Annotated in this window: 19 protein-coding genes; 12 read left to right on the top strand and 7 right to left on the bottom strand. The window is 72.2% G+C overall.

What is annotated here, in order from left to right:
- Positions 1-224: 224 nt before the first annotated feature.
- Both QFZ26_RS06345 and QFZ26_RS06340 read right to left on the bottom strand, forming a co-directional pair.
- Positions 225-1,523 carry an RNA polymerase sigma factor gene (locus tag QFZ26_RS06345; RefSeq protein WP_307040322.1) on the bottom strand — a complete coding sequence of 433 codons (1,299 nt, stop codon included), beginning with the start codon at positions 1,521-1,523 and terminating at the stop codon, positions 225-227.
- A 7-nt stretch (positions 1,524-1,530) separates the two neighbouring features.
- A complete protein-coding gene (locus QFZ26_RS06340) occupies positions 1,531-1,965 on the bottom strand; it encodes a YciI family protein (RefSeq protein ID WP_307040320.1) in 435 nt (144 codons plus the stop codon).
- A gap of 182 nt (positions 1,966-2,147) precedes the next feature.
- On the opposite strand from QFZ26_RS06340, the gene QFZ26_RS06335 reads away from it, so the two are divergent.
- The 3 genes from QFZ26_RS06335 (at position 2,148) to QFZ26_RS06325 (ending at position 3,735) form a co-directional block, all read left to right on the top strand.
- Positions 2,148-2,489 (top strand): heavy-metal-associated domain-containing protein, encoded by a 342-nt coding sequence (locus tag QFZ26_RS06335; protein ID WP_307040318.1) that lies wholly within the window; start codon positions 2,148-2,150, stop codon positions 2,487-2,489.
- Complete coding sequence (locus QFZ26_RS06330) at positions 2,486-3,118, top strand: DUF305 domain-containing protein (RefSeq protein ID WP_307040316.1); 633 nt, start codon at positions 2,486-2,488, stop codon at positions 3,116-3,118. The genes QFZ26_RS06335 and QFZ26_RS06330 overlap by 4 nt, the downstream gene beginning before the upstream one ends.
- 185 nt (positions 3,119-3,303) lie before the next feature.
- On the top strand, positions 3,304-3,735 hold the full coding sequence (locus tag QFZ26_RS06325; protein ID WP_307040314.1) for a DUF1801 domain-containing protein: 432 nt from the start codon (positions 3,304-3,306) through the stop codon (positions 3,733-3,735).
- Positions 3,736-3,981: 246 nt separating this feature from the next.
- Here the strand turns inward: QFZ26_RS06325 and QFZ26_RS06320 are convergent, their stop codons facing one another.
- Positions 3,982-6,075 carry a copper-translocating P-type ATPase gene (locus tag QFZ26_RS06320; protein ID WP_373460688.1) on the bottom strand — a complete coding sequence of 698 codons (2,094 nt, stop codon included), beginning with the start codon at positions 6,073-6,075 and terminating at the stop codon, positions 3,982-3,984.
- Positions 6,076-6,087: 12 nt separating this feature from the next.
- Between QFZ26_RS06320 and QFZ26_RS06315 the strand changes: the two genes are divergently transcribed.
- From QFZ26_RS06315 to QFZ26_RS06275, 9 genes are all read left to right on the top strand, one after another.
- Positions 6,088-6,447, top strand: a complete 360-nt coding sequence (locus QFZ26_RS06315) for a hypothetical protein (RefSeq protein WP_307045162.1) — start codon at positions 6,088-6,090, stop codon at positions 6,445-6,447.
- A 7-nt stretch (positions 6,448-6,454) separates the two neighbouring features.
- A complete protein-coding gene (locus QFZ26_RS06310) occupies positions 6,455-7,441 on the top strand; it encodes an NAD-dependent epimerase/dehydratase family protein (protein ID WP_307040313.1) in 987 nt (328 codons plus the stop codon).
- Between the two features lie 69 nt (positions 7,442-7,510).
- Positions 7,511-8,074, top strand: a complete 564-nt coding sequence (locus QFZ26_RS06305; protein ID WP_307040311.1) for a GNAT family N-acetyltransferase — start codon at positions 7,511-7,513, stop codon at positions 8,072-8,074.
- 73 nt (positions 8,075-8,147) lie between these two features.
- Positions 8,148-9,077 carry an arginase family protein gene (locus QFZ26_RS06300; protein WP_307040309.1) on the top strand — a complete coding sequence of 310 codons (930 nt, stop codon included), beginning with the start codon at positions 8,148-8,150 and terminating at the stop codon, positions 9,075-9,077.
- Between the two features lie 47 nt (positions 9,078-9,124).
- The gene (locus QFZ26_RS06295) at positions 9,125-9,610 is read left to right on the top strand and encodes a SixA phosphatase family protein (protein ID WP_307040307.1); all 486 of its coding nucleotides are present in this window, start codon (positions 9,125-9,127) and stop codon (positions 9,608-9,610) included.
- A gap of 63 nt (positions 9,611-9,673) precedes the next feature.
- Positions 9,674-10,264 carry a sulfite oxidase-like oxidoreductase gene (locus QFZ26_RS06290; protein WP_307040305.1) on the top strand — a complete coding sequence of 197 codons (591 nt, stop codon included), beginning with the start codon at positions 9,674-9,676 and terminating at the stop codon, positions 10,262-10,264.
- Positions 10,261-11,085 (top strand): FAD-binding oxidoreductase, encoded by an 825-nt coding sequence (locus tag QFZ26_RS06285; protein WP_307040303.1) that lies wholly within the window; start codon positions 10,261-10,263, stop codon positions 11,083-11,085. Before QFZ26_RS06290 ends, QFZ26_RS06285 begins: the two co-directional genes overlap by 4 nt.
- Positions 11,085-11,342 carry a DUF6510 family protein gene (locus QFZ26_RS06280; RefSeq protein WP_307040301.1) on the top strand — a complete coding sequence of 86 codons (258 nt, stop codon included), beginning with the start codon at positions 11,085-11,087 and terminating at the stop codon, positions 11,340-11,342. The genes QFZ26_RS06285 and QFZ26_RS06280 overlap by 1 nt, the downstream gene beginning before the upstream one ends.
- Positions 11,343-11,370: 28 nt before the next feature.
- Positions 11,371-11,667, top strand: a complete 297-nt coding sequence (locus tag QFZ26_RS06275) for a DUF503 domain-containing protein (protein WP_307040299.1) — start codon at positions 11,371-11,373, stop codon at positions 11,665-11,667.
- Positions 11,668-11,682: 15 nt separating this feature from the next.
- Here the strand turns inward: QFZ26_RS06275 and hutI are convergent, their stop codons facing one another.
- The 4 genes from hutI to hutH all read right to left on the bottom strand — a co-directional run bounded on the left by hutI (position 11,683) and on the right by hutH (position 18,006).
- The gene (gene hutI / locus QFZ26_RS06270) at positions 11,683-12,951 is read right to left on the bottom strand and encodes an imidazolonepropionase (RefSeq protein ID WP_373460687.1); all 1,269 of its coding nucleotides are present in this window, start codon (positions 12,949-12,951) and stop codon (positions 11,683-11,685) included.
- Positions 12,948-14,615 carry a urocanate hydratase gene (gene hutU / locus QFZ26_RS06265; RefSeq protein ID WP_307040297.1) on the bottom strand — a complete coding sequence of 556 codons (1,668 nt, stop codon included), beginning with the start codon at positions 14,613-14,615 and terminating at the stop codon, positions 12,948-12,950. Before hutU ends, hutI begins: the two co-directional genes overlap by 4 nt.
- Before the next feature lie 126 nt (positions 14,616-14,741).
- Entirely contained in the window at positions 14,742-16,310 is a 1,569-nt protein-coding gene (locus QFZ26_RS06260; RefSeq protein ID WP_307040295.1) for a M23 family metallopeptidase, read from the bottom strand.
- Positions 16,311-16,431: 121 nt separating this feature from the next.
- On the bottom strand, positions 16,432-18,006 hold the full coding sequence (gene hutH, locus QFZ26_RS06255; protein ID WP_307040293.1) for a histidine ammonia-lyase: 1,575 nt from the start codon (positions 18,004-18,006) through the stop codon (positions 16,432-16,434).
- Positions 18,007-18,054: the final 48 nt, after the last annotated feature.

Raw genomic sequence — 18,054 nt, 5'->3', positions numbered from 1 at the left:
GGTGCCCATCTTGCGCGAGTGGGCGAATTCGGCTGACCCCACCGATGTTTGCCGCCAACATCGCCCACTCGCGACCGGGATGGGGTCAAGCGGGGCAGCGCGGCACCGAACCGGCGCGGATGGCCCTCGACTCGTTCGCGAAGGGCCACCAGCGCCGGATCGACAGGGCGCAGGCATCGCGACCCGTCGGCGCACGTCGCCGTGAGCGCGGGAGCGAGGCGCGACTAGCGCGGAAGTGCCGCGATCTTCGCGCGCAGCGCGGCGCGCTCGCGCTCGTTGCCCGTGAGCCGGGCGGCGGTCTCGAGCTCGCCGCGCGCCTCGCCGTTGCGGCCAAGCCGCCGCAAGAGCTCGCCCCGCACGGCGGGGAGCGGCGCATATCCGGCGAGCCGCCCGCCCGCCACGAGGTCGTCGACGATGCGCAGGGCCGACGCCGGCCCGGTCGACATTGCGACGGCCACGGCCCGGTTCAGCTCGACGACCGGCGAAGGCGCGAGCCGCCCGAGCGCCTCGTAGAGCAGCACGATGCGCGCCCAGTCGGTGTCGTCGACGGATGCCGCGACCGCATGGCACTCGGCGATCGCCGCCTGCAGGCCGTACGCGGCACGTCCGCGACCGACCTGGTCGCCGCGAGCGAGGGCCTCGCGGCCGCGGGCGATCGCCGAGCGGTCCCAGCGGGAGCGGTCCTGCTCATCGAGGGGGATCGGGGTGCCGTCGCGCGTCGTGCGCGCGGCGAAGCGAGAGGCGGTGAACTCCATGAGCGCGACGAGCGACTGCGCCTCGGGCTCGCGCGGCATCAGCCCCGCGACCATGCGGGCGAGGCGGAGGGCCTCGGCCGAGACATCCGGTCGCACCCAGGCTTCGCCGGTCGCGGGAAGGTAGCCCTCGTTGAAGATCAGGTAGAGCACGCTCAGCACCGAACCGAGCCGCTCGGCGTACTCGTTCGGCTCGGGAACCTCGAACGGCACCTTCGCCGCCGAGAGCGTCTTCTTGGCGCGCACGATGCGCTGCTGGATCGTCGCGGTCGGCACGAGGAACGCCCGGGCGATCTCGTCGCTCGAGAGGCCGCCGACGATACGGAGCGTCAGCGCGATCTGCGCCTCGCGCGAGAGCACGGGGTGGCACGAGACGAAGATCAGCCGCAGGATGTCGTCGTCGATCGTGTCGGGGTCGTAGAAGGTGTCGGATGCCGCGGCCCCGTCGCGCTCGAGATCGTGGGCCATTGCGGCGTACCGCTCGTCGAGCCGCTCGCGCCGACGCCAGCCGTCGATGGCGCGGCGCTTGGCGACCGCGGTCAGCCACGCGCCCGGGTTGTCGGGCACGCCCTCGTCCGGCCACTGCCGCAGCGCCTCGACGAGCGCCTCCTGCGCGAGGTCTTCGGCCTGCCCGACGTCGCCGACGAAGCGCGTGAGCGTCGCGACGATGCGCGCCGATTCGATGCGCCAGACGGCGGCGACGGCACGCCGGGCACGGTCGGCGGCGTCCGTCGCCGGCCGCACCGTGCCCGGGGCATCCGTCTCGGTCATGTCGCGGTCACTCGGCCGGGCTGGCGAGGCGACCCGCGGCCTCTTCGCGCCAGCCGGCCTCCTTCTGGATCCACTCGTTGGCCTGCGGGAAGTCCTCGAGCTCGTTGATCCGGCGCACCTCGAGCTTCGAGCCCGGACCGAGGGGGCAGCGCTTGGCCCATTCGGCGGCCTCTTCGGCACTTGAGGCCTGGATGATCCAGAAGCCGTTGAAGAGTTCCTTGGTCTCGCCGTAGGGGCCGTCGGTGACGACCGGCGGGGTCGAGTCGAAGTCGACGACGAAGCCCTCCTCCGCGTCGGTGAGGCCCTCGCCGCCGAGCAGCACGCCGGCCTTCACGAGCGACTCGTTGTAGGCGCCCATCGCCGCGATGACCTCGTTGAAGTCGAGCTCCTCGTATGCCTCGACGGCCGCGTCGTTGGACCGCATGATCAGCATGTACTTCATGGTCGTTCTCTCCTTTGCGGGGAGGGGGCCGAAGTGCCCGCCTCACTCTGGCGTCGAACGGGCGTCGGCCGGATCGACATCGGTCGCGGAATTTCTTTCTCCATGCTGCCATGCGGTCGCGATTTGCCTGAGGGATACCCTAGGGGGGTATAGTGAAGAAGCATCGACGAAAGGACTCCGACATGACTCTCACGCCCGACGGACGCTTCGAGCTCGCGGTCGCGAACGACGGCTGCGCGTGCTGCGCGGTCGACACCTCGAGTACGGCGACGGATGCCTCCGCGCTCGCCGTCGACACCTCCGAAGCCGCCGTGGCCAGCTTTGGCGTCGCGGGCATGACCTGTGGCAACTGCGTACGGCACGTGTCCGAAGAGCTCTCGACCCTCGCGGGTGTCGACGCCGTCGACGTCGCGCTCGTCGCGGGCGGCGTCTCTACCGTGACGGTGCGCAGTGCGGCCCCGCTCGCCGACGAGACGATCGCCGACGCCGTCGCGGAGGCCGGATACCGGGTGGTGGTGCGATGAATCCGCGGCATGACCGTCGCCCGCGGCGCGGCCGTCGCGGCGCGCTCGCGGGTGTCGGCCTCGGCCTCGTCGTCGGCGTGCTCGCGCTCGCCGGCTGCGCCGCGAACCCGCCCGGCGGTTCGCACGACGCGCACGACACGAGCTCGGCCGAGAGCGATTCGGCGGCGAGCACCGCTGGGGCGAATGAGGCCGACGTCATGTTCGCGCAGATGATGCTCCCACACCACGAGCAGGCGCTCGAGATGAGCGGCATCGTGCTCGCGAAAGCGGGGCTCGACCCCGAGGTGGCCGCGCTCGCCGAGCAGATCGAGGCGGCCCAGGGCCCCGAGATCCAGCAGCTCGAAGCCTGGCTCGAGGAATGGGATGCCCCGCGCGAGGCGCCCGGCGAGGCGCATGGGATGGAGGGCATCCTGAGCGAAGACGAGATCGCCGAGCTCGAGGCCGCGGATGCGGCATCCGCGTCGACCCTGTTCCTCGAGCAGATGATCGGACATCACGAGGGTGCGATCGCGATGGCCGAGGAACACCTCGACGACGGCGCCCACGAGGGTGCGCTCGCGATGTCGGAGGCGATCATCGCGTCGCAGACCGCCGAGATCGCGCAGATGCGGGAGCTGCTCGCCGGCTGAATCGCGGCGCAGCACCCCGACTCGCGCTTTGCAGGAGAATCGCGGTCAGAGGCCCATATGCGGGTCATGACCGCGATTCTCCTGTGTTGGCCGCCCCGGCGGACGTGCGTCATGCCCCCGTTGAGCGCCGCCCGCGCCGGCTGTTAGGTTCGCGGCAGGCGAGGGACCGAACCCGGGAGGCACCCATGGAACGCACCGACACCGACGTCGACGAGTTCCTCGCGGGCGTCGAGGGACCGCGCGGCGACGACCTGCGCACGCTCGACCGCATCATCGCCGAGGAGCTCGCCGGCCTCGAGCGCGTGTTGTGGCACGGCCCGATGTGGGGCGGCACCGAGCAGCGCATCGTCGGGTACGGCGGCATCACGCAGCCGCGGTCGCGTGGGGCATCCATCGAGTGGTTCCTCGTCGGCCTCGCCGACCAGCAGCAGCACCTGAGCGTCTACGTGAACGCCGCCGAAGACGGCGAGTACCTCGTGAAGCGGCGAGCAGCCGAGCTCGGCACCGTCAAGGTCGGCTCGGCCGCGATCACCTTCACGTCGCTCACCGCGCTCGACGAGGCGGCGTTCCGGTCGATGCTGCGGCGCGCTCGCGAGCTGACGCCCGACGCGCGCTGACGCTCGACACTGCCCTGGCCCTCGCGTTCGCCGGCTGCGAGGTTCGGCCCGTGGGTGCGCATGCGACGAGTGCGGGATTCGAGGTCGACGGCCACGAGCGCGGGTGCGCTGCGGGGTCCTCCCGTGCAGCTCAGGAGAATGGGCTGTGCGTGCCTCCTGGCAGCGGTCGGGCGACCATTCTCCTGCGATGGCGCATCGCGGATGCCCCGGCCTCCGCGATCGGCGGGCCGAGGCATCCGCGTGGGCTCAGCGTGCCGGCTCCAGCTCCACACGCGTCGCGGCCTCGGGCGCACGCCCGAGCACCGCTCGCGTCGACGCCTCGGGGCGCAGGTCGAGCCGGCGCAGCAGCTGCGCGTTCGCGGCGACGATGACCGTCGAGAGCGACATCAGGATCGCGCCGACCGACATCGGCATCACGAAGCCGATGGGGGCGAGCACGCCCGCGGCGAGCGGCACCGAGATGAGGTTGTAGCCGGCGGCCCACCACAGGTTCTGCTGCATCTTGCGGTAGCCCGCCCGCGACAGCTCGATCACCGAGATCACCGAGCGGGGGTCGGACGAGGCGAGGATGACGCCGGCCGAGGCGATCGCGACATCCGTGCCCGCGCCGATCGCGATGCCGACGTCGGCCTGGGCGAGCGCAGGGGCGTCGTTCACGCCGTCGCCGACCATCGCGACCGAGAGGCCCTCGGACTGCAGCTCCTGCACTTTGGCAGCCTTGTCTCCGGGACGCACGCCGGCGTACACCCGGTCGATGCCGAGCTTCGCTGCGACCGTGCGGGCCACGGGCTCGGCGTCGCCGGTGATCATCACGACCTGCACGCCGAGCGCGTGCAGCGAGTCGACGGCCTCCTTCGACTCGGGCCGCACCTCGTCGGCGAGCGCGAGGGCACCGATGACGGTGCCGTCGACGAGCACGTGCAGCACGGTCTGGCCGGCCTCGCTCCAGGCGACGGATGCCGGGAGCGGCTCGATCCCGTCCCGCGCGAGCAGCGCGGGGCCGCCGACCTCGACCACGCGGCCGTGCGCGATGGCACGCACGCCGAGCGCGGGCGATGCGGTGAAGTCGGACGCGGGGTGCACGTGGTCGACGCGCCGGTGCGCCTCGGCGACGATCGCCTTCGCGAGCGGGTGCTCCGAATCGGTCTCGGCGGCGCCGGCCTGAGCGAACACCTCGTCGATCGTGAAGCCCGGTGCGGCGGCGACCTCCACGACGGCGGGCTCGCCCTTGGTGAGGGTGCCGGTCTTGTCGAAGAGCACCGCCTGCACGGTGCGCATGGTCTCGAGGGCGAGGCGGTCGGTCACGAGCACGCCGCCGCGGGCCGCGCGCTCGGTCGCGATCGAGACGACGAGCGGGATCGCCAGGCCGAGGGCGTGCGGGCAGGCGATGACGAGCACGGTGATCGTGCGGATCACGGCGTCGTCGGGGTTGCCGAGGAGCGTCCAGGCGATGGCCGTGATGACGGCCGCGCCGAGCGCGAACCAGAACAGCCAGCCGGCGGCGCGGTCGGCGAGGCGCTGGGCGTGCGAGCTCGAGGCCTGCGCCTTCGCGACGAGGCGCTGGATTCCCGCGAGTGCCGTGTCGTCGCCGACGGCGTCGATGCGCACGCGGATCGCCGTGTCGGTCGCGACCGTGCCGGCCACGACGTGGTCGCCCGGGCCGCGGCCGACCGCGATGGACTCGCCCGTGATCATCGACTCGTCGACCGCGGCGGTGCCGTCGATCACCACGCCGTCGGCGGGCACCCGGCCACCCGGGCGCACGATCACGATGTCGCCGAGTGTCAGGTCGGCGGGCGAGACGATTTCGACGACGGATGTCCCGTCTGCGGCATCCGTCACCCGCTCTGCCTCGTCGGGGAGCAGGGCGGCGAGCGCATCGAGCGCCGATGACGCCTGCATGATCGAACGCATCTCGATCCAGTGGCCGAGGAGCATGATCACGATCAGGAGGGCGAGCTCCCACCAGAAGTCGAGCTCGTGGCTGAGGAGGCCGAGGCTCGCGCCGAGCGACGCGAAGTACGCGACCGTGATCGCGAGGCCGATGAGGAGCATCATGCCCGGCTGGCGTGCCTTGAGCTCCGACCACGCACCCGTGAGGAACGGGCGGCCGCCCCAGAAGAACATGACCGTGCCGAGCACGGGGGAGATCCACGGGACGAGCGCGTTGTCGGGCAGCTGGTAGCCGAGGATCGCCGCGAACATCGGGCTGAACGCGATCGTCGGCACCGCGAACACGAGCATGATCCAGAAGAGGCGGCGGAACTGGCCGACGTGGTCGCCGTGGCCGCCGTGGCCGGAGTGTCCGCCGTGTGCGTTGTGCCCGGCGTGGGCGTTCATGTCGTGAGAGCCGTGATTCGCCATGTCGTGACCGGCGTGACTCACGTGTGCGCCCGCTTCATGACCGGCGTGGTTCACGTGTGCGCCCGCTTCATGACCGGCGTGGTCGGCGTGCCCGCCCATGTCGTGACCGCCATGCCCGCCCATGTCGTGACCGGCGTGGCCGTGGTGATGCTCGTGCTGTTCGTCGTCGCGAGTCATACTCATCGATCTTCCTCCGTCGTTGCCGCTGGATGCGAGCTTATACCCCCAGGGGGTACTCCGTACACCCTCTGCAACGACGCGAACGGCGAAGATGTTCCCGAGTGCGTCGGTCGCCACGGGTTCGCGGAGCGAGAACATCCGAGCGCGCGGCATCCGCTCATGCTGTGATGACGGAATGGACATCCTCATACTCGGCGGAACGCAGTGGCTCGGGCGCGAACTCGCGAAGGAGGCGATCCGGCGCGGCCACCGCGTCACCTCGCTCGCGCGCGGCGAGGCCGGCGCGGTCGCCGACGGCTCGGCGTTCGTCGCCGGCGACCGGTCGCAGCCCGGCGCCTACGACCTCGTCGCCGAGTCGCAGTGGGACGCCGTCATCGACGTGACCCGCCAGCCGGGCTTCGCACGCGGGGCCGCCGCGGCGCTCGCCGACAGCGCCGTGCACTGGACGTTCATCTCCTCGGGCAACGTCTACGCAGCCCAGAACGAGCCCGGCGCCGACGAGTCGGCCGAGCTCATGCCGCCGCTCGAGTCCGATGAGTCCACGCCCGAGACCTACGGCGAGGCGAAGTCGGCGATCGAGCGGGCCTACCGCGAAGCGCTCGGCGACCGCCTGCTCGTGATTCGCCCGGGGCTCATCGCCGGCCCCGGCGATGCGTCGGGCCGCAGCGGCTACTGGGTGGCGCGTGCGGCTCGCGACGACGAGCCGATGCTCGCGCCCGACATCCTCGACGCGGCGGTGCAGGCCATCCACGTCGACGACCTCGTGCGGTTCGCCCTCGACTCGATCGAGCGACGGCTGACCGGCGCGTTCAACGCCGTGGGCGATCGCACGACGTTCGGCGAGTGGCTCGAGCGCTCTCGGATGATCGGCGGGCACCAGGGCGAGGTTGTCGCGGCATCGCCCGAGTGGCTCGCCGAGCAGGGCGTCGCCGAGTGGTCGGGACCAGAGTCGCTGCCGCTCTGGATCATCGACCCCGAGTGGAACGCGTTCCTCGACCGGTCGAACGAGGCGGCCAAGGCGGCCGGCCTGCAGCTCCGACCCCTCGACCAGCTGTTGACCGAGCTGCTCGAGTGGGAACGCGAACAGGGCCTCGACCGCGAGCGCGGGGCGGGGCTCAGCGCCGAGCGCGAGCGAGAGCTGCTGGCGGCCCTCCGCGCCTGACGCCGCTCGCCGCCTGAGATCACTCGTCCCGCCGCCATCCGGTCGGAGTACCATGCGGGGCATGGGCCAGTGGCGGCATCCGGGAGCGATCCCGTGCTGACCGGCGAACGCGTCGAGCTCACGCCGGTGCGCGAGGCGGATCTGCCTGCCTTCTACGAGGCGCACACCGCCATTCGCACGCGCGGTGCGTACTTCCCGCTCGGCGTGCTCTCGGAGTCCGCGATGAAGTCGCAATTCGCGCAGACCGGGTTCTGGGAGCGCGACGAGGGCACTCTCCTGATCCGCAACCGCGACGGGCAGATGGTCGGCCACATCGAGTTCTTCCCGCCGGTCGGCTACTGGGATGCGTTCGAGCTGTCGTACCAGCTGTACGACGACGCGCACGCGGGTCGCGGCTATACGACCGAGGCGGTGCAACTGCTCGTCGACTACCTCTTCGACACGAAGAAGAAGCACCGCATCCAGCTCGTCATCGTCCCAGGCAACCTCGCGAGCAAGCGCGTCGCCGAGAAATGCGGGTTCATCTACGAGGGGCTCGTGCGCGGCGCGTTCTTCAACGCCGGACGCAATCACGACGTCGAGCTCTACGGGCTGGTCCGCACCGACCCTCGGCCCTGGCACGCTGCGGCCTGAGCGTCCGGGATCGCAGACGCGATCGGTTCCGGATGCCTCGGCCGGCGGCATCCGGCATTGCTAGCGTCATGGCATGGCGACGCTCTCGCACGACCCCCTGTGGCCCCGCGCCGGTGCCTGGCCCGCGCTCGCGGAGCTCGAGCCCGGTGCATCCGTCGATCTCACGATCCTCGGCGTTCCCGCGTGGCGCACCTCGCTCTCGCCCACGAACGCGCACGCGACGCCCGCGGCGATCCGGGCGGCGCTGCAGCGCTACAGCCCCGCCCTCATGCCCGACCGCTCGCAGGCGGGGCAAGCGCCGCGCGACCTCGGCGAGCTGCGATTCGCGGACGCCGGTGACATCGACGAACCCGACGGACCCGAGGGTGAGGCGCGCACGATCGCCGCGGTCGCGACCGCGCTCGATCGTTCGTCGGCGCTCGTCGCGCTCGGCGGTGACAACTCGGTCACCGTCGCGACGGCGCTCGGCGCCTGGGGCGACGACCTCGGCCGCGCCGGCCTCGTGACGATCGACGCGCACTACGACCTGCGCGACGGCGTCTCGAACGGATCGCCCGTGCGCCGCCTCGTGGAGGCGGGCCTCGACGGGCACCGCATCGTGCAGATCGGCATCGCCGACTTCGCCAACTCCGCGGCGTACGCGCGCCGGGCCGCCGAGCTCGGCATCACCGTCATCCACCGCGACGAGCTGCACGGCCGGCGGCCCGCCGAGGTCATGGCCGAGGCACTCGAGATCGCCGGCGCCGGCGGCGGACCCGTGCATCTCGACGCCGACGTCGACGCGTGCGACCGCTCGGTAGCGCCGGCATGCCCCGCGTCGGTGCCCGGCGGCCTCGCGGCGTGGGAGCTGCGGGCGCTCGTGCGGGCCGCGGCATCCGATCGCCGGGTGCGCAGCGCCGACCTCGTCGAGATCGATGCGACGACGGATGCCGCCGACGAACGCACGGTACGGCTCGCCGCGCTCTGCGTGCTCGAGTTCGCAGCGGGGATCGCGGCCCGCTGAAACCGGAGCCGGACGCGCGCTCGCCGCAACGGTGACAGACTCGTGGGATGAAGACCCTGCTGCTCGTGCGCCACGCCAAGTCGAGCTGGGAACAGACCGGTGTCTCCGATCACGAGCGCCCGCTCAATCACCGTGGACGGCGAGATGCCCCCGACATGGGCCGGCGTCTCGCCGAACGCGGGGTCGCTCCCGACGTGCTGCTCACGAGCACGGCGGTGCGTGCTCGCTCGACGGCAGCGCTCATCGCCGACGCGCTCGGCTTCGACCAGGCTCGCATCACCGCCGACGAGCGGCTCTACGGGGCATCCGTCGACGAGGTCCTGGCGGTCATCCGCGAGCTCGCCGACGACGACTCGTGCGCGATCGTGGTCGGCCACAATCCCGAGACCGAGTCGCTCGCGCACCGGTTCGCGGGGGAGATCCGCGACCTGCCCACCGGTGCCGTCGCGGAGTTCACCTTCGACGTCGACGCTTGGGATGAGCTCGGCGAGGTCGCACCCACCTCGGTTCGGCTGGACACGCCGCGCTCGTAGGCGGCCAGCCCGGTGACAGCGCGGGCCCGCGACACTAGTCTCGATCCCAACGGGAGGGAAGCCATGTCGTTCATCACCAGAGGGTTCAGCGGGCGCAGCCGCGAGCGAGACGATCGGCTTCCGCCGGGCCAGACGCTCGTGCACGACTTTCCGGTGCTGTCGGCGGGGCCGACGCCCGAGATCGACACCGCCGAGTGGGAGTTCACGATCCGCACCGAGACGGGGGTGCACCGCTGGAACTGGGACGAGTTCATGGCGCTCAAGATCGACGACGTCGACACCGACATCCACTGCGTCACGCACTGGTCCAAGCTCGGCACCAGCTGGCGTGGAGTCTCACTCGACACGCTCTTCGAAGAGGTCGAGACCGAGCAGGAGTACGTCATGGCGCACAGCTACGGCGGCTACACGACGAACGTGCCGCTCGATGAGCTGCTCGACGGCAAGGCGTGGGTGGCATTCGAGTTCGACGGTGAACCGCTCGACCCCGAGCACGGCGGCCCGGCGCGACTGCTCGTGCCGCATCTCTACTTCTGGAAGAGCGCGAAGTGGGTGCGCGGCCTCGTGATGATGGACCAGGACGAACCCGGGTTCTGGGAGCAGAACGGCTACCACCTCCACGGCGACCCGTGGAAGGAAGAGCGCTACTGGTGAGCGACGCGTCGAGCCTCGCGACGGATGCCTCGGAGGCGGCGACGCCCGCCGCCCCGGTGCGAACCGTGCCGCGAGCCGGATGGCACACGGCCACCGTCGTCGCCGTGCACCGGGAGACCCCGACCGCGTCGCGCCTCGAGCTCGACGTCGACGGGTGGCCCGGCAACGCGGCGGGCCAGCACCTCGACGTGCGGCTGACGGCGCCCGACGGATACACGGCGACCCGCTCGTACTCGATCGCGTCGTCGGGGCCGAGCAGCCGGGTCGTGCTCGCCGTCGACAAGCTGCCCGACGGCGAGGTGTCGCCGTTCCTCGTCGACGAGGTGCGCACGGGCGACCTGCTCGAGGTGCACGGCCCGCTCGGTGCGTTCTTCGTGTGGGAGCCCGACGGGCGGCGATCGCTCAGCCCGGCAGGTCGAGTGCGGCCCGTGCAGCTCGTCGCGGGCGGGTCCGGGGTCGTGCCGCTCTTCGCGATGGCCCAGGCCCATGCCGCCGCCGACGACCTCACGCCGTTTCGCATGCTCTACTCGGTGCGCACACCCGACGACGTGTACTTCGCCGACGAGCTCATGGCGCTCGCCGCGGCATCCGACGCGTTCCGGCTCGACCTGGTCTACACGCGGCGCACGCCCGACGGCTGGCCGACCCCGCCGGGGCGCATCATGCGCGAGGCGCTCGCCGCGGCCGTGATCCCCGCCGCCGACCGGCCACTGGTCTACGTGTGCGGCTCGACCGGGTTCGTCGAGCAGGTCGCATCGTGGCTCATCGAGCTCGGACACGATGCGCAGTCGATCCGCACCGAGCGATTCGGAGGCACCTGATGCAGCACTTCGACGGCAACTCCCTCGCGGGCCCGCTCGCCGACTTCTTCGCGTTCGACATCACGACCACCAACGCGCGCTGCAACGGGTGCGGCAACGTCTCAGAGCTCGCACGCGCGATGGTCTACCGCAGCGATGCTGGCACGGTCGTGCGCTGCGACTCGTGCGACCACGTGCTCGCGACCCTCGTCGAGGCGGGCGACCGCGCGTGGATCGGCTTCAGCGGCGTGAGCGCGATCGAGGTGCGCCGGAGCTGACCCGGCCCGCCGTCGGAGGTGTGAGCCCATGTGGATCGGCTGGATCGAGTTCGATGTCCTGCTCGGCGACGTGCACTCGCTCAAGGGCAAGCGCGCCGTCATCCGGCCGATCCTCGCCGACCTGCGGCGCACCACCGAGGCGAGCGTCGCCGAGGTCGGCGACCAGGAGCTGCACCGCCGGGCCGAGATCGGCGTCGGCGTCGTGGCATCCGGGGCCGACCGGGTGACGGACGTGCTCGACCGCGCTGAGCGACTCGTCGCCGCCCGCCCCGACATCACCCTGCTTTCGGCACGGCGGCGCATCCGGCAGAGCGACGACGACTGAGCGGATGCCGCGGCGTCACGCCTCGGCGACGACCGCGCCGTCCTTCCAGACGCACGCGACCAGCGGCACGCCGGGACGGTACGCGAGGTGCACGTGGCTGGGCGCATCGAGCAGCACCAGGTCGGCGCACGCGCCGGGACGGATGGCCCCGACATCCGTTCGCTGCAACGCCGCCGCACCGCCCGCGGTCGACGCCCACACGGCCTCGGCCGGGGTCATGCCCATGTCACGCACCGCCACGGCGATGCAGAACGGCATCGAGCTCGTGAAGCTCGACCCCGGGTTGCAGTCGCTCGCGAGGGCGACGGCGACGCCGGCGTCGATGAGGCGGCGCGCGTCGGGGTAGAGCTGGCGCGTCGAGAACTCCACGCCCGGCAGGAGGGTCGCGACGGTGTCGGATGCCGCGAGCGCCGCGACATCCGCATCGCTCAGGTAGGTGCAGTGGTCGACGGATGCCGCGCCGAGCTCGACCGCGAGGCGAACGCCGCCGCCCTCGCCGAGCTGGTTCCCGTGCACGCGCACCCCGAGCCCGACGGCACGGCCCGCCTCGAGCACGCGGCGCGACTGCTCGGGCGTGAACGCGCCGCGCTCGCAGAACGCGTCGATCCAGCGCGAGTGGGGGGCGCACGCCGTGAGCATCTCGCCGATGACGAGATCGACGTAGGCGTCGGGGCGGTCGGCGTAGTCGGCCGGCACGACGTGGGCGCCGAGGAAGGTGACCTCGTCGGTGACCTCGCGGGCGAGGCGCACGAGTCGCTCCTCGGCCTCGACTGAGAGGCCGTAGCCCGACTTGATCTCGAACGTCGTCGTGCCCTGGGCGTGCAGCTCGGCGACGAACCCGGCGAGGCGTGCGCGCAGCTCGTCATCGGTCGCGGCCCGGGTCGCTGCGACGGTCGAGCGGATGCCGCCCGCCTCGTAGCGGCGTCCGGCCATGCGTGCCGCGAACTCGTCGGCGCGGTCGCCGCCGAACACGAGGTGGGTGTGCGAGTCGACGAACCCGGGCATGACGGCGCGGCCGCCGGCGTCGACGACGTCGACCTCGGCGTCCCAGGTCGCGCGGTGCTCGTCGGCCTCGCGTCGGGTGTCGCGCTCGGCTCGCGCGGCGACCCCCTCGGCGGCATGCGCGGCGTGCCCGACCCAGCTGATGCGGCCGTCTTCGACGAGCACGGCGGCATCGCGGAGGATGCCGAGCGGCCCCCCGTCGCGATCGTCGGTCGGGTCGTTCGTGACCAGTTCGCCGATGTTCGTCAGGAGCATCCGCTGCACCGCACCGCCGTCGCTCATGCTTCGAGCATAGGGACGCGCAGGCCGCGCTCGCGGGCGACCTCGACGGCACGGTCGTAGCCGGCGTCGACGTGCCGCATGACGCCCGTGCCGGGGTCGTTGACGAGCACGCGGGCGATCTTCTCGGCGGCGAGCGGCGTGCCGTCGGCGACGATGACCTGGCCGGCGTGGATCGAGCGGCCGATGCCGACGCCGCCGCCGTGGTGGATCGACACCCACGTCGCGCCCGACGCCGTGTTGAGCAGCGCGTTGAGCAGCGGCCAGTCGGCGATCGCGTCGGAGCCGTCGGCCATCGCCTCCGTCTCGCGGTAGGGCGAGGCGACCGAGCCGGAGTCGAGGTGGTCGCGGCCGATCACGACCGGCGCGCTCAGCTCTCCCGAGGCGACCATCTCGTTGAACTTCAGCCCAGCCAGGTGCCGCTCCTGGTAGCCGAGCCAGCAGATGCGGGCCGGCAGGCCCTCGAAGTGCACCTTCTCGCCGGCCTTGGTGATCCAGCGCCGCAGGTGCTCGTCGTCGGGGAAGAGCTCGAGGATGGCGCGGTCGGTCGCGGCGATGTCAGCCGGGTCGCCCGAGAGCGCCGCCCATCGGAACGGCCCCTTGCCCTCGGCGAAGAGCGGACGGATGTACGCGGGCACGAAGCCCGGGAACTCGAACGCGCGGTCGTACCCGCCGAGCTGGGCCTCGCGGCGGATCGAGTTGCCGTAGTCGAAGACCTCGGCGCCGGCGTCCTTGAAGCCCACCATCGCCTCGACCTGCTTCGCCATGCTGGCACGGGCCCGCTCGGTGAAGCGTTCGGGGTCGGATGCAGCGAGCTCGTGCCACTCGTCGAGCGAGACGCCCTCGGGCAGGTACGACAGCGGGTCGTGCGCGCTCGTCTGGTCGGTGACGATGTCGATCGCGACGCCGCGTGCGAGCAGCTCGGGGAACACGGTCGCCGCGTTGCCGACGAGGCCGACGCTGAGCGGCGTGCGTGCCGCCTTCGCTGCGAGCACCCGCTCGACGGCGTCGTCGAGGTCGGCCGTGTACTCGTCGAGATAGCCGTGCTCGACGCGCCGGGCGAGCCGGGTCTCGTCGACGTCGACGATGAGCACGACGCCCTCGTTCATCGTGACGGCGAGCGGCTGCGCGCCGCCCATGCCGCCGCACCCGCCGGTGAGGGTGAGCGTGCCGGCGAGCGTGCCGTCGAACGAGGCGCGCGCGATGGCGCCGAAGGTCTCGTACGTGCCCTGGAGGATGCCCTGCGTGCCGATGTAGATCCACGAGCCCGCGGTCATCTGCCCGTACATCGTGAGGCCCAACTGCTCGAGTCGGCGGAACTCGGGCCACGTCGCCCAGTCGCCCACGAGGTTCGAGTTGGCGATCAGCACGCGCGGCGCCCACTCGTGGGTACGGAACACGCCGACGGGCTTGCCCGACTGCACGAGCAGTGTCTCGTCGGCCTCGAGGCCCTCGAGCGTGCGCACGATCGCGTCGAACGACTCCCAGTTGCGAGCGGCCTTGCCGGTGCCGCCGTAGACGATGAGGTCTTCGGGGCGCTCGGCCACCTCGGGGTCGAGGTTGTTCATGAGCATGCGCAGCGGCGCCTCGGTCTGCCAGCTCTTGGCGGTGAGCTCGGTGCCGCGGGCGGCGCGCACGGTGCGCCGGGTGGTGGGTGCGTCGGTCATGCTCCGATCACACACCACGGGCGGGCGGCCGACAACGGATGCCGCAGGCGAGGCGTCTGGGATCCCAGACGGGCCGGTCGTGGTGCACGCGCGAATGTCGCGTTACCGCGCACGCTCGTCGTCCGCTCAGCCGATGGAGATGCCGCGCGCCGCCATGAACGGGATCGCGTCGACCGCAACGCCGTCGAGGCGCACTTCGAGGTGCAGGTGGCAGCCGGTCGAGGCGCCGGTGCTGCCCACAGCGCCGATCAGCTGCCCGGCTGCGACGGACTCACCTGGAGCGACGAGCACGCCGCCGTCGATGAGGTGCGCGTAACCGGTCGACACGCCAGCGCCGTGCTCGATCAGGATCCAGTTGCCGTAGCTGCCGTTCGGCCCGGCCGTGCGCACGATGCCGGCCGTGGCGGCATACACCGGTGCGCGACAGCTGGCGGCGACATCCGTGCCGCGGTGGAATTCGTTGACCCCGGCGACCGGCTTGTTCGGGCGCGGGCCGTAGCCGTCGGTGAGGCGGCCGGTGACGGGAGACGCCCAGCCCTGCTCGCTGAGCTGGCCGGCGTCGTGCGGGAGCGACTCGACGAGCTCGACGCTCGCCGCAGCGACCCTGGTCTGCAGTCCGGACTGCTCCTCACGGGCGGCGGACAGCGCGCGCTCGGCACGGTCGACGTCGGCTTCACGGTCTTCGACGGGTACGGCATCGACCGCCTCCCAGGCGGCCGCTGCGCGCTCCGCTGCGGCGTCGGCTTCGGCTGCGCGCTTCGCGGCGACCTTCTCGAGTGCTTCGGCGTCGCCGGCGATCTGGGAGACGCGGGCGACTCCGCCGAGCCCGGCGAGGAGGTCGCTGCCGGCGCCGAAGACGGCGTCCATCGAGGAGGCCGTGGCGCCGTCGCCCTGCGACGCGGCGAAGAAGACTCGGGCCGCGGCGTCGGCGTCGGTGCGTGCGTCGTCGGCGAGCGTCTGCAGCCGCGTCGCGAGGGACCGGGCGACCTCGCGGGTCGAGCGCGCGGCCTCGAGTTCGGCCTCAGCGGCGCGGAGTGCGGTGAGCGCGCGGGCGACGGCGGTGCGCGCGCCGAGGAGTGCGCTCACCTGCGGATTGGACGTGGACGCGAAGCGGGCGACCGGTCCGTCGCCGATGAGCGTGATCTGCTTGCCGGTCGACGAGACGCCATTGGGTGCGGCCGGGGGAGGAGCGGTCGTCTCGGTGGTGGGTGAGGGCGTGGGAGTGGGCGTTGGCGTCGGCGTTGGGGTGGGCGTGGGCGTTGGGGTGGGCGTTGGCGTCGGCGTTGGGGTGGGCGTTGGCGTCGGAGTCTCGCCGCCGGTGCCCCCGTCTCCGCCTTCGCCGGTGTCGCCCTCGCCGGTGCCGTCGCCTTCGCCGGTGTCGCCGCCGGTGTCCCCCTCGCCGGTGTCGTCGCCGCCGGTGTCGCTTTCGCCGGTGCCGGTGCCGGTGCCGGTGTCGCCTTCGCCGCCGGTGTCGCCTTCGCCGCCGGTGTCGCCGGGCTCGGCCGTCTGCGTCGCAAACGAATCGGCCGGGGCATCCGTCGCCACTGGCGCGAGTTCATCGGCCTGCGCGAGGCTCACGCCGGAGAGTCCGAGGATGATCACCGACGCAGCGGCCGCAAGGCTCAACCCACTCGGCCGGGCGCGGCGCGCCCGGAAGGGGTCGGCCTGGCCGTAGAAGTTGCGTTTCGGCGACATAGGGTTCCGTTCGGGGGCGCCGGTTTCGGGGATCGGCTCCCCCAGTCTGTCATCGGTGCAATAGAGGCACAACACCCCAAGGGGCATCATTGGAACCCTGTTCGGGTGACATCTGCGTACCTCAGTCGAGCGCACCGGCCGCCGCAGCCGCCTGCGCCACGACGGCGCCGGAGCCCACGAGGCCAGTGACCGCCTCGATCTCGGGCGACAGGAAGCGGTCGGGCCCGGGCACCGCGCCGACCTCGGCCACGAGTGACACGACGTCGCCGGTCGCTGCGCCGGGCTCGAGGGGCGCCCGGAGCGCGAGGCCCCGCGCCGCCGTCATGACCTCGATCGCGAGCACCCGGGTGAGCCCGTCGATCGACCGGCGCAGCTTGCGCGCGGCGGCCCACCCCATCGACACGTGGTCCTCCTGCATGGCCGACGAGGGGATGGAGTCGACGGATGCCGGCACCGCGAGTCGCTTCAACTCGGACACGATTCCCGCGGCGGTGTACTGCGCGATCATGAGTCCCGAGTCGACGCCCACTTCGTGGGCGAGGAACGGTGGCAGGCCCTGGTTTCGGCCGCGGTCGAGGAAGCGGTCGGTGCGCCGCTCGCTCATCGACGCGACGTCCGCCACCGCGATGGCCAGGAAGTCGAGCACGTACCCGACGGGCGCCCCGTGGAAGTTGCCGTTCGACTCGACGCGCCCGTCGAGGGTCAGCACCGGGTTGTCGACCGCGCTCGCGAGCTCGGCCTCGGCGACGGAGGCCGCGTGCGCGAGGGTGTCGCGGGCCGCGCCGTGCACCTGCGGGGCGCAGCGCAGCGAGTACGCGTCCTGCACGCGCGTGCACTCGGGACCCTTGTGGCTCGCGACGATCGGTGAGCCGGCGAGCAGGCGTCGCAGGTTCGCCGCGGATGCCGCCTGCCCGCGTTGCGGGCGAAGGGCGTGCAGGTCGGCGGCGAAGACCGCGTCGGTGCCCATGAGCCCCTCGATGCTCATGGCGGCGGCGATGTCGGCGGTCGTCAGGAGCATCCGGAGGTCGTCGATCGCGAGGGCGAGCATGCCGAGCATGCCGTCGGTGCCGTTGATGAGGGCGAGGCCCTCCTTCTCGCCCAGGCGGAGCGGCGTGATGCCGGCGGCGGCGAGGGCGCTCGCGGCATCCGTCGGCACACCGTCGGCGGTTCGCACCTCGCCCTCGCCCATGGCGACGAGCGCGCAGTGCGCGAGCGGGGCGAGGTCGCCCGAGCAGCCGAGTGACCCGTACTCGCGCACCACGGGCGTGATGCCCGCGTTGAGGATCGCCGCGTAGGTCTCGGCGGTCTCGCGCCGCACGCCCGTGCGGCCGGTCATGAGCGTCGAGAGGCGAAGCAGCATGAGGGCGCGCACGACCTCGCGCTCGACCTCTGCGCCCGAGCCGGCAGCGTGCGAGCGCACGAGGCTCGCCTGCAGCTGGGCGCGGCGATCGTCGGCGATGAACGTGGTCGCGAGCGCGCCGAAGCCGGTCGAGATGCCGTAGTGCGGCTCGGGGTCGGCGGCGAGTCCCTCGATGATCGCGCGGCTCGCGGCGACGCCCTCGAGGGCAGAGGGGTCGAGGGCGACGGTTGCGTCGTGCCGGGCCACCGCCACCACGTCGTCGATGCTGACGGGACCGGTGCCGACGGTGACGGATGCCGCGGCGGCGTGTGCTGTTGCGGGCGCGATGGTGCTCATGCATCCGATTCCACACCGCTCTCGTGCGCGCGGGAACGCCCGCACCGC

The sequence above is a fragment of the Agromyces ramosus genome, from assembly GCF_030817175.1.
In the GTDB taxonomy this organism is placed as follows: Bacteria; Actinomycetota; Actinomycetes; order Actinomycetales; family Microbacteriaceae; genus Agromyces; species Agromyces ramosus_A.
This window is presented reverse-complemented; position numbering and strand designations above follow the sequence as displayed.

Coding starts and splice junctions, on each gene's coding strand:
- QFZ26_RS06345 (WP_307040322.1), bottom strand. CDS start 1,523: ATGACCGAGACGGATGCCCCGGGCACGGTGCGGCCGGCGACGGACGCC.
- QFZ26_RS06340 (WP_307040320.1), bottom strand. CDS start 1,965: ATGAAGTACATGCTGATCATGCGGTCCAACGACGCGGCCGTCGAGGCA.
- QFZ26_RS06335 (WP_307040318.1), top strand. CDS start 2,148: ATGACTCTCACGCCCGACGGACGCTTCGAGCTCGCGGTCGCGAACGAC.
- QFZ26_RS06330 (WP_307040316.1), top strand. CDS start 2,486: ATGAATCCGCGGCATGACCGTCGCCCGCGGCGCGGCCGTCGCGGCGCG.
- QFZ26_RS06325 (WP_307040314.1), top strand. CDS start 3,304: ATGGAACGCACCGACACCGACGTCGACGAGTTCCTCGCGGGCGTCGAG.
- QFZ26_RS06320 (WP_373460688.1), bottom strand. CDS start 6,075: ATGAACGCCCACGCCGGGCACAACGCACACGGCGGACACTCCGGCCAC.
- QFZ26_RS06310 (WP_307040313.1), top strand. CDS start 6,455: ATGGACATCCTCATACTCGGCGGAACGCAGTGGCTCGGGCGCGAACTC.
- QFZ26_RS06300 (WP_307040309.1), top strand. CDS start 8,148: ATGGCGACGCTCTCGCACGACCCCCTGTGGCCCCGCGCCGGTGCCTGG.
- QFZ26_RS06295 (WP_307040307.1), top strand. CDS start 9,125: ATGAAGACCCTGCTGCTCGTGCGCCACGCCAAGTCGAGCTGGGAACAG.
- QFZ26_RS06290 (WP_307040305.1), top strand. CDS start 9,674: ATGTCGTTCATCACCAGAGGGTTCAGCGGGCGCAGCCGCGAGCGAGAC.
- QFZ26_RS06280 (WP_307040301.1), top strand. CDS start 11,085: ATGCAGCACTTCGACGGCAACTCCCTCGCGGGCCCGCTCGCCGACTTC.
- QFZ26_RS06275 (WP_307040299.1), top strand. CDS start 11,371: ATGTGGATCGGCTGGATCGAGTTCGATGTCCTGCTCGGCGACGTGCAC.
- hutI (WP_373460687.1), bottom strand. CDS start 12,951: ATGAGCGACGGCGGTGCGGTGCAGCGGATGCTCCTGACGAACATCGGC.
- hutU (WP_307040297.1), bottom strand. CDS start 14,615: ATGACCGACGCACCCACCACCCGGCGCACCGTGCGCGCCGCCCGCGGC.
- QFZ26_RS06260 (WP_307040295.1), bottom strand. CDS start 16,310: ATGTCGCCGAAACGCAACTTCTACGGCCAGGCCGACCCCTTCCGGGCG.
- hutH (WP_307040293.1), bottom strand. CDS start 18,006: ATGAGCACCATCGCGCCCGCAACAGCACACGCCGCCGCGGCATCCGTC.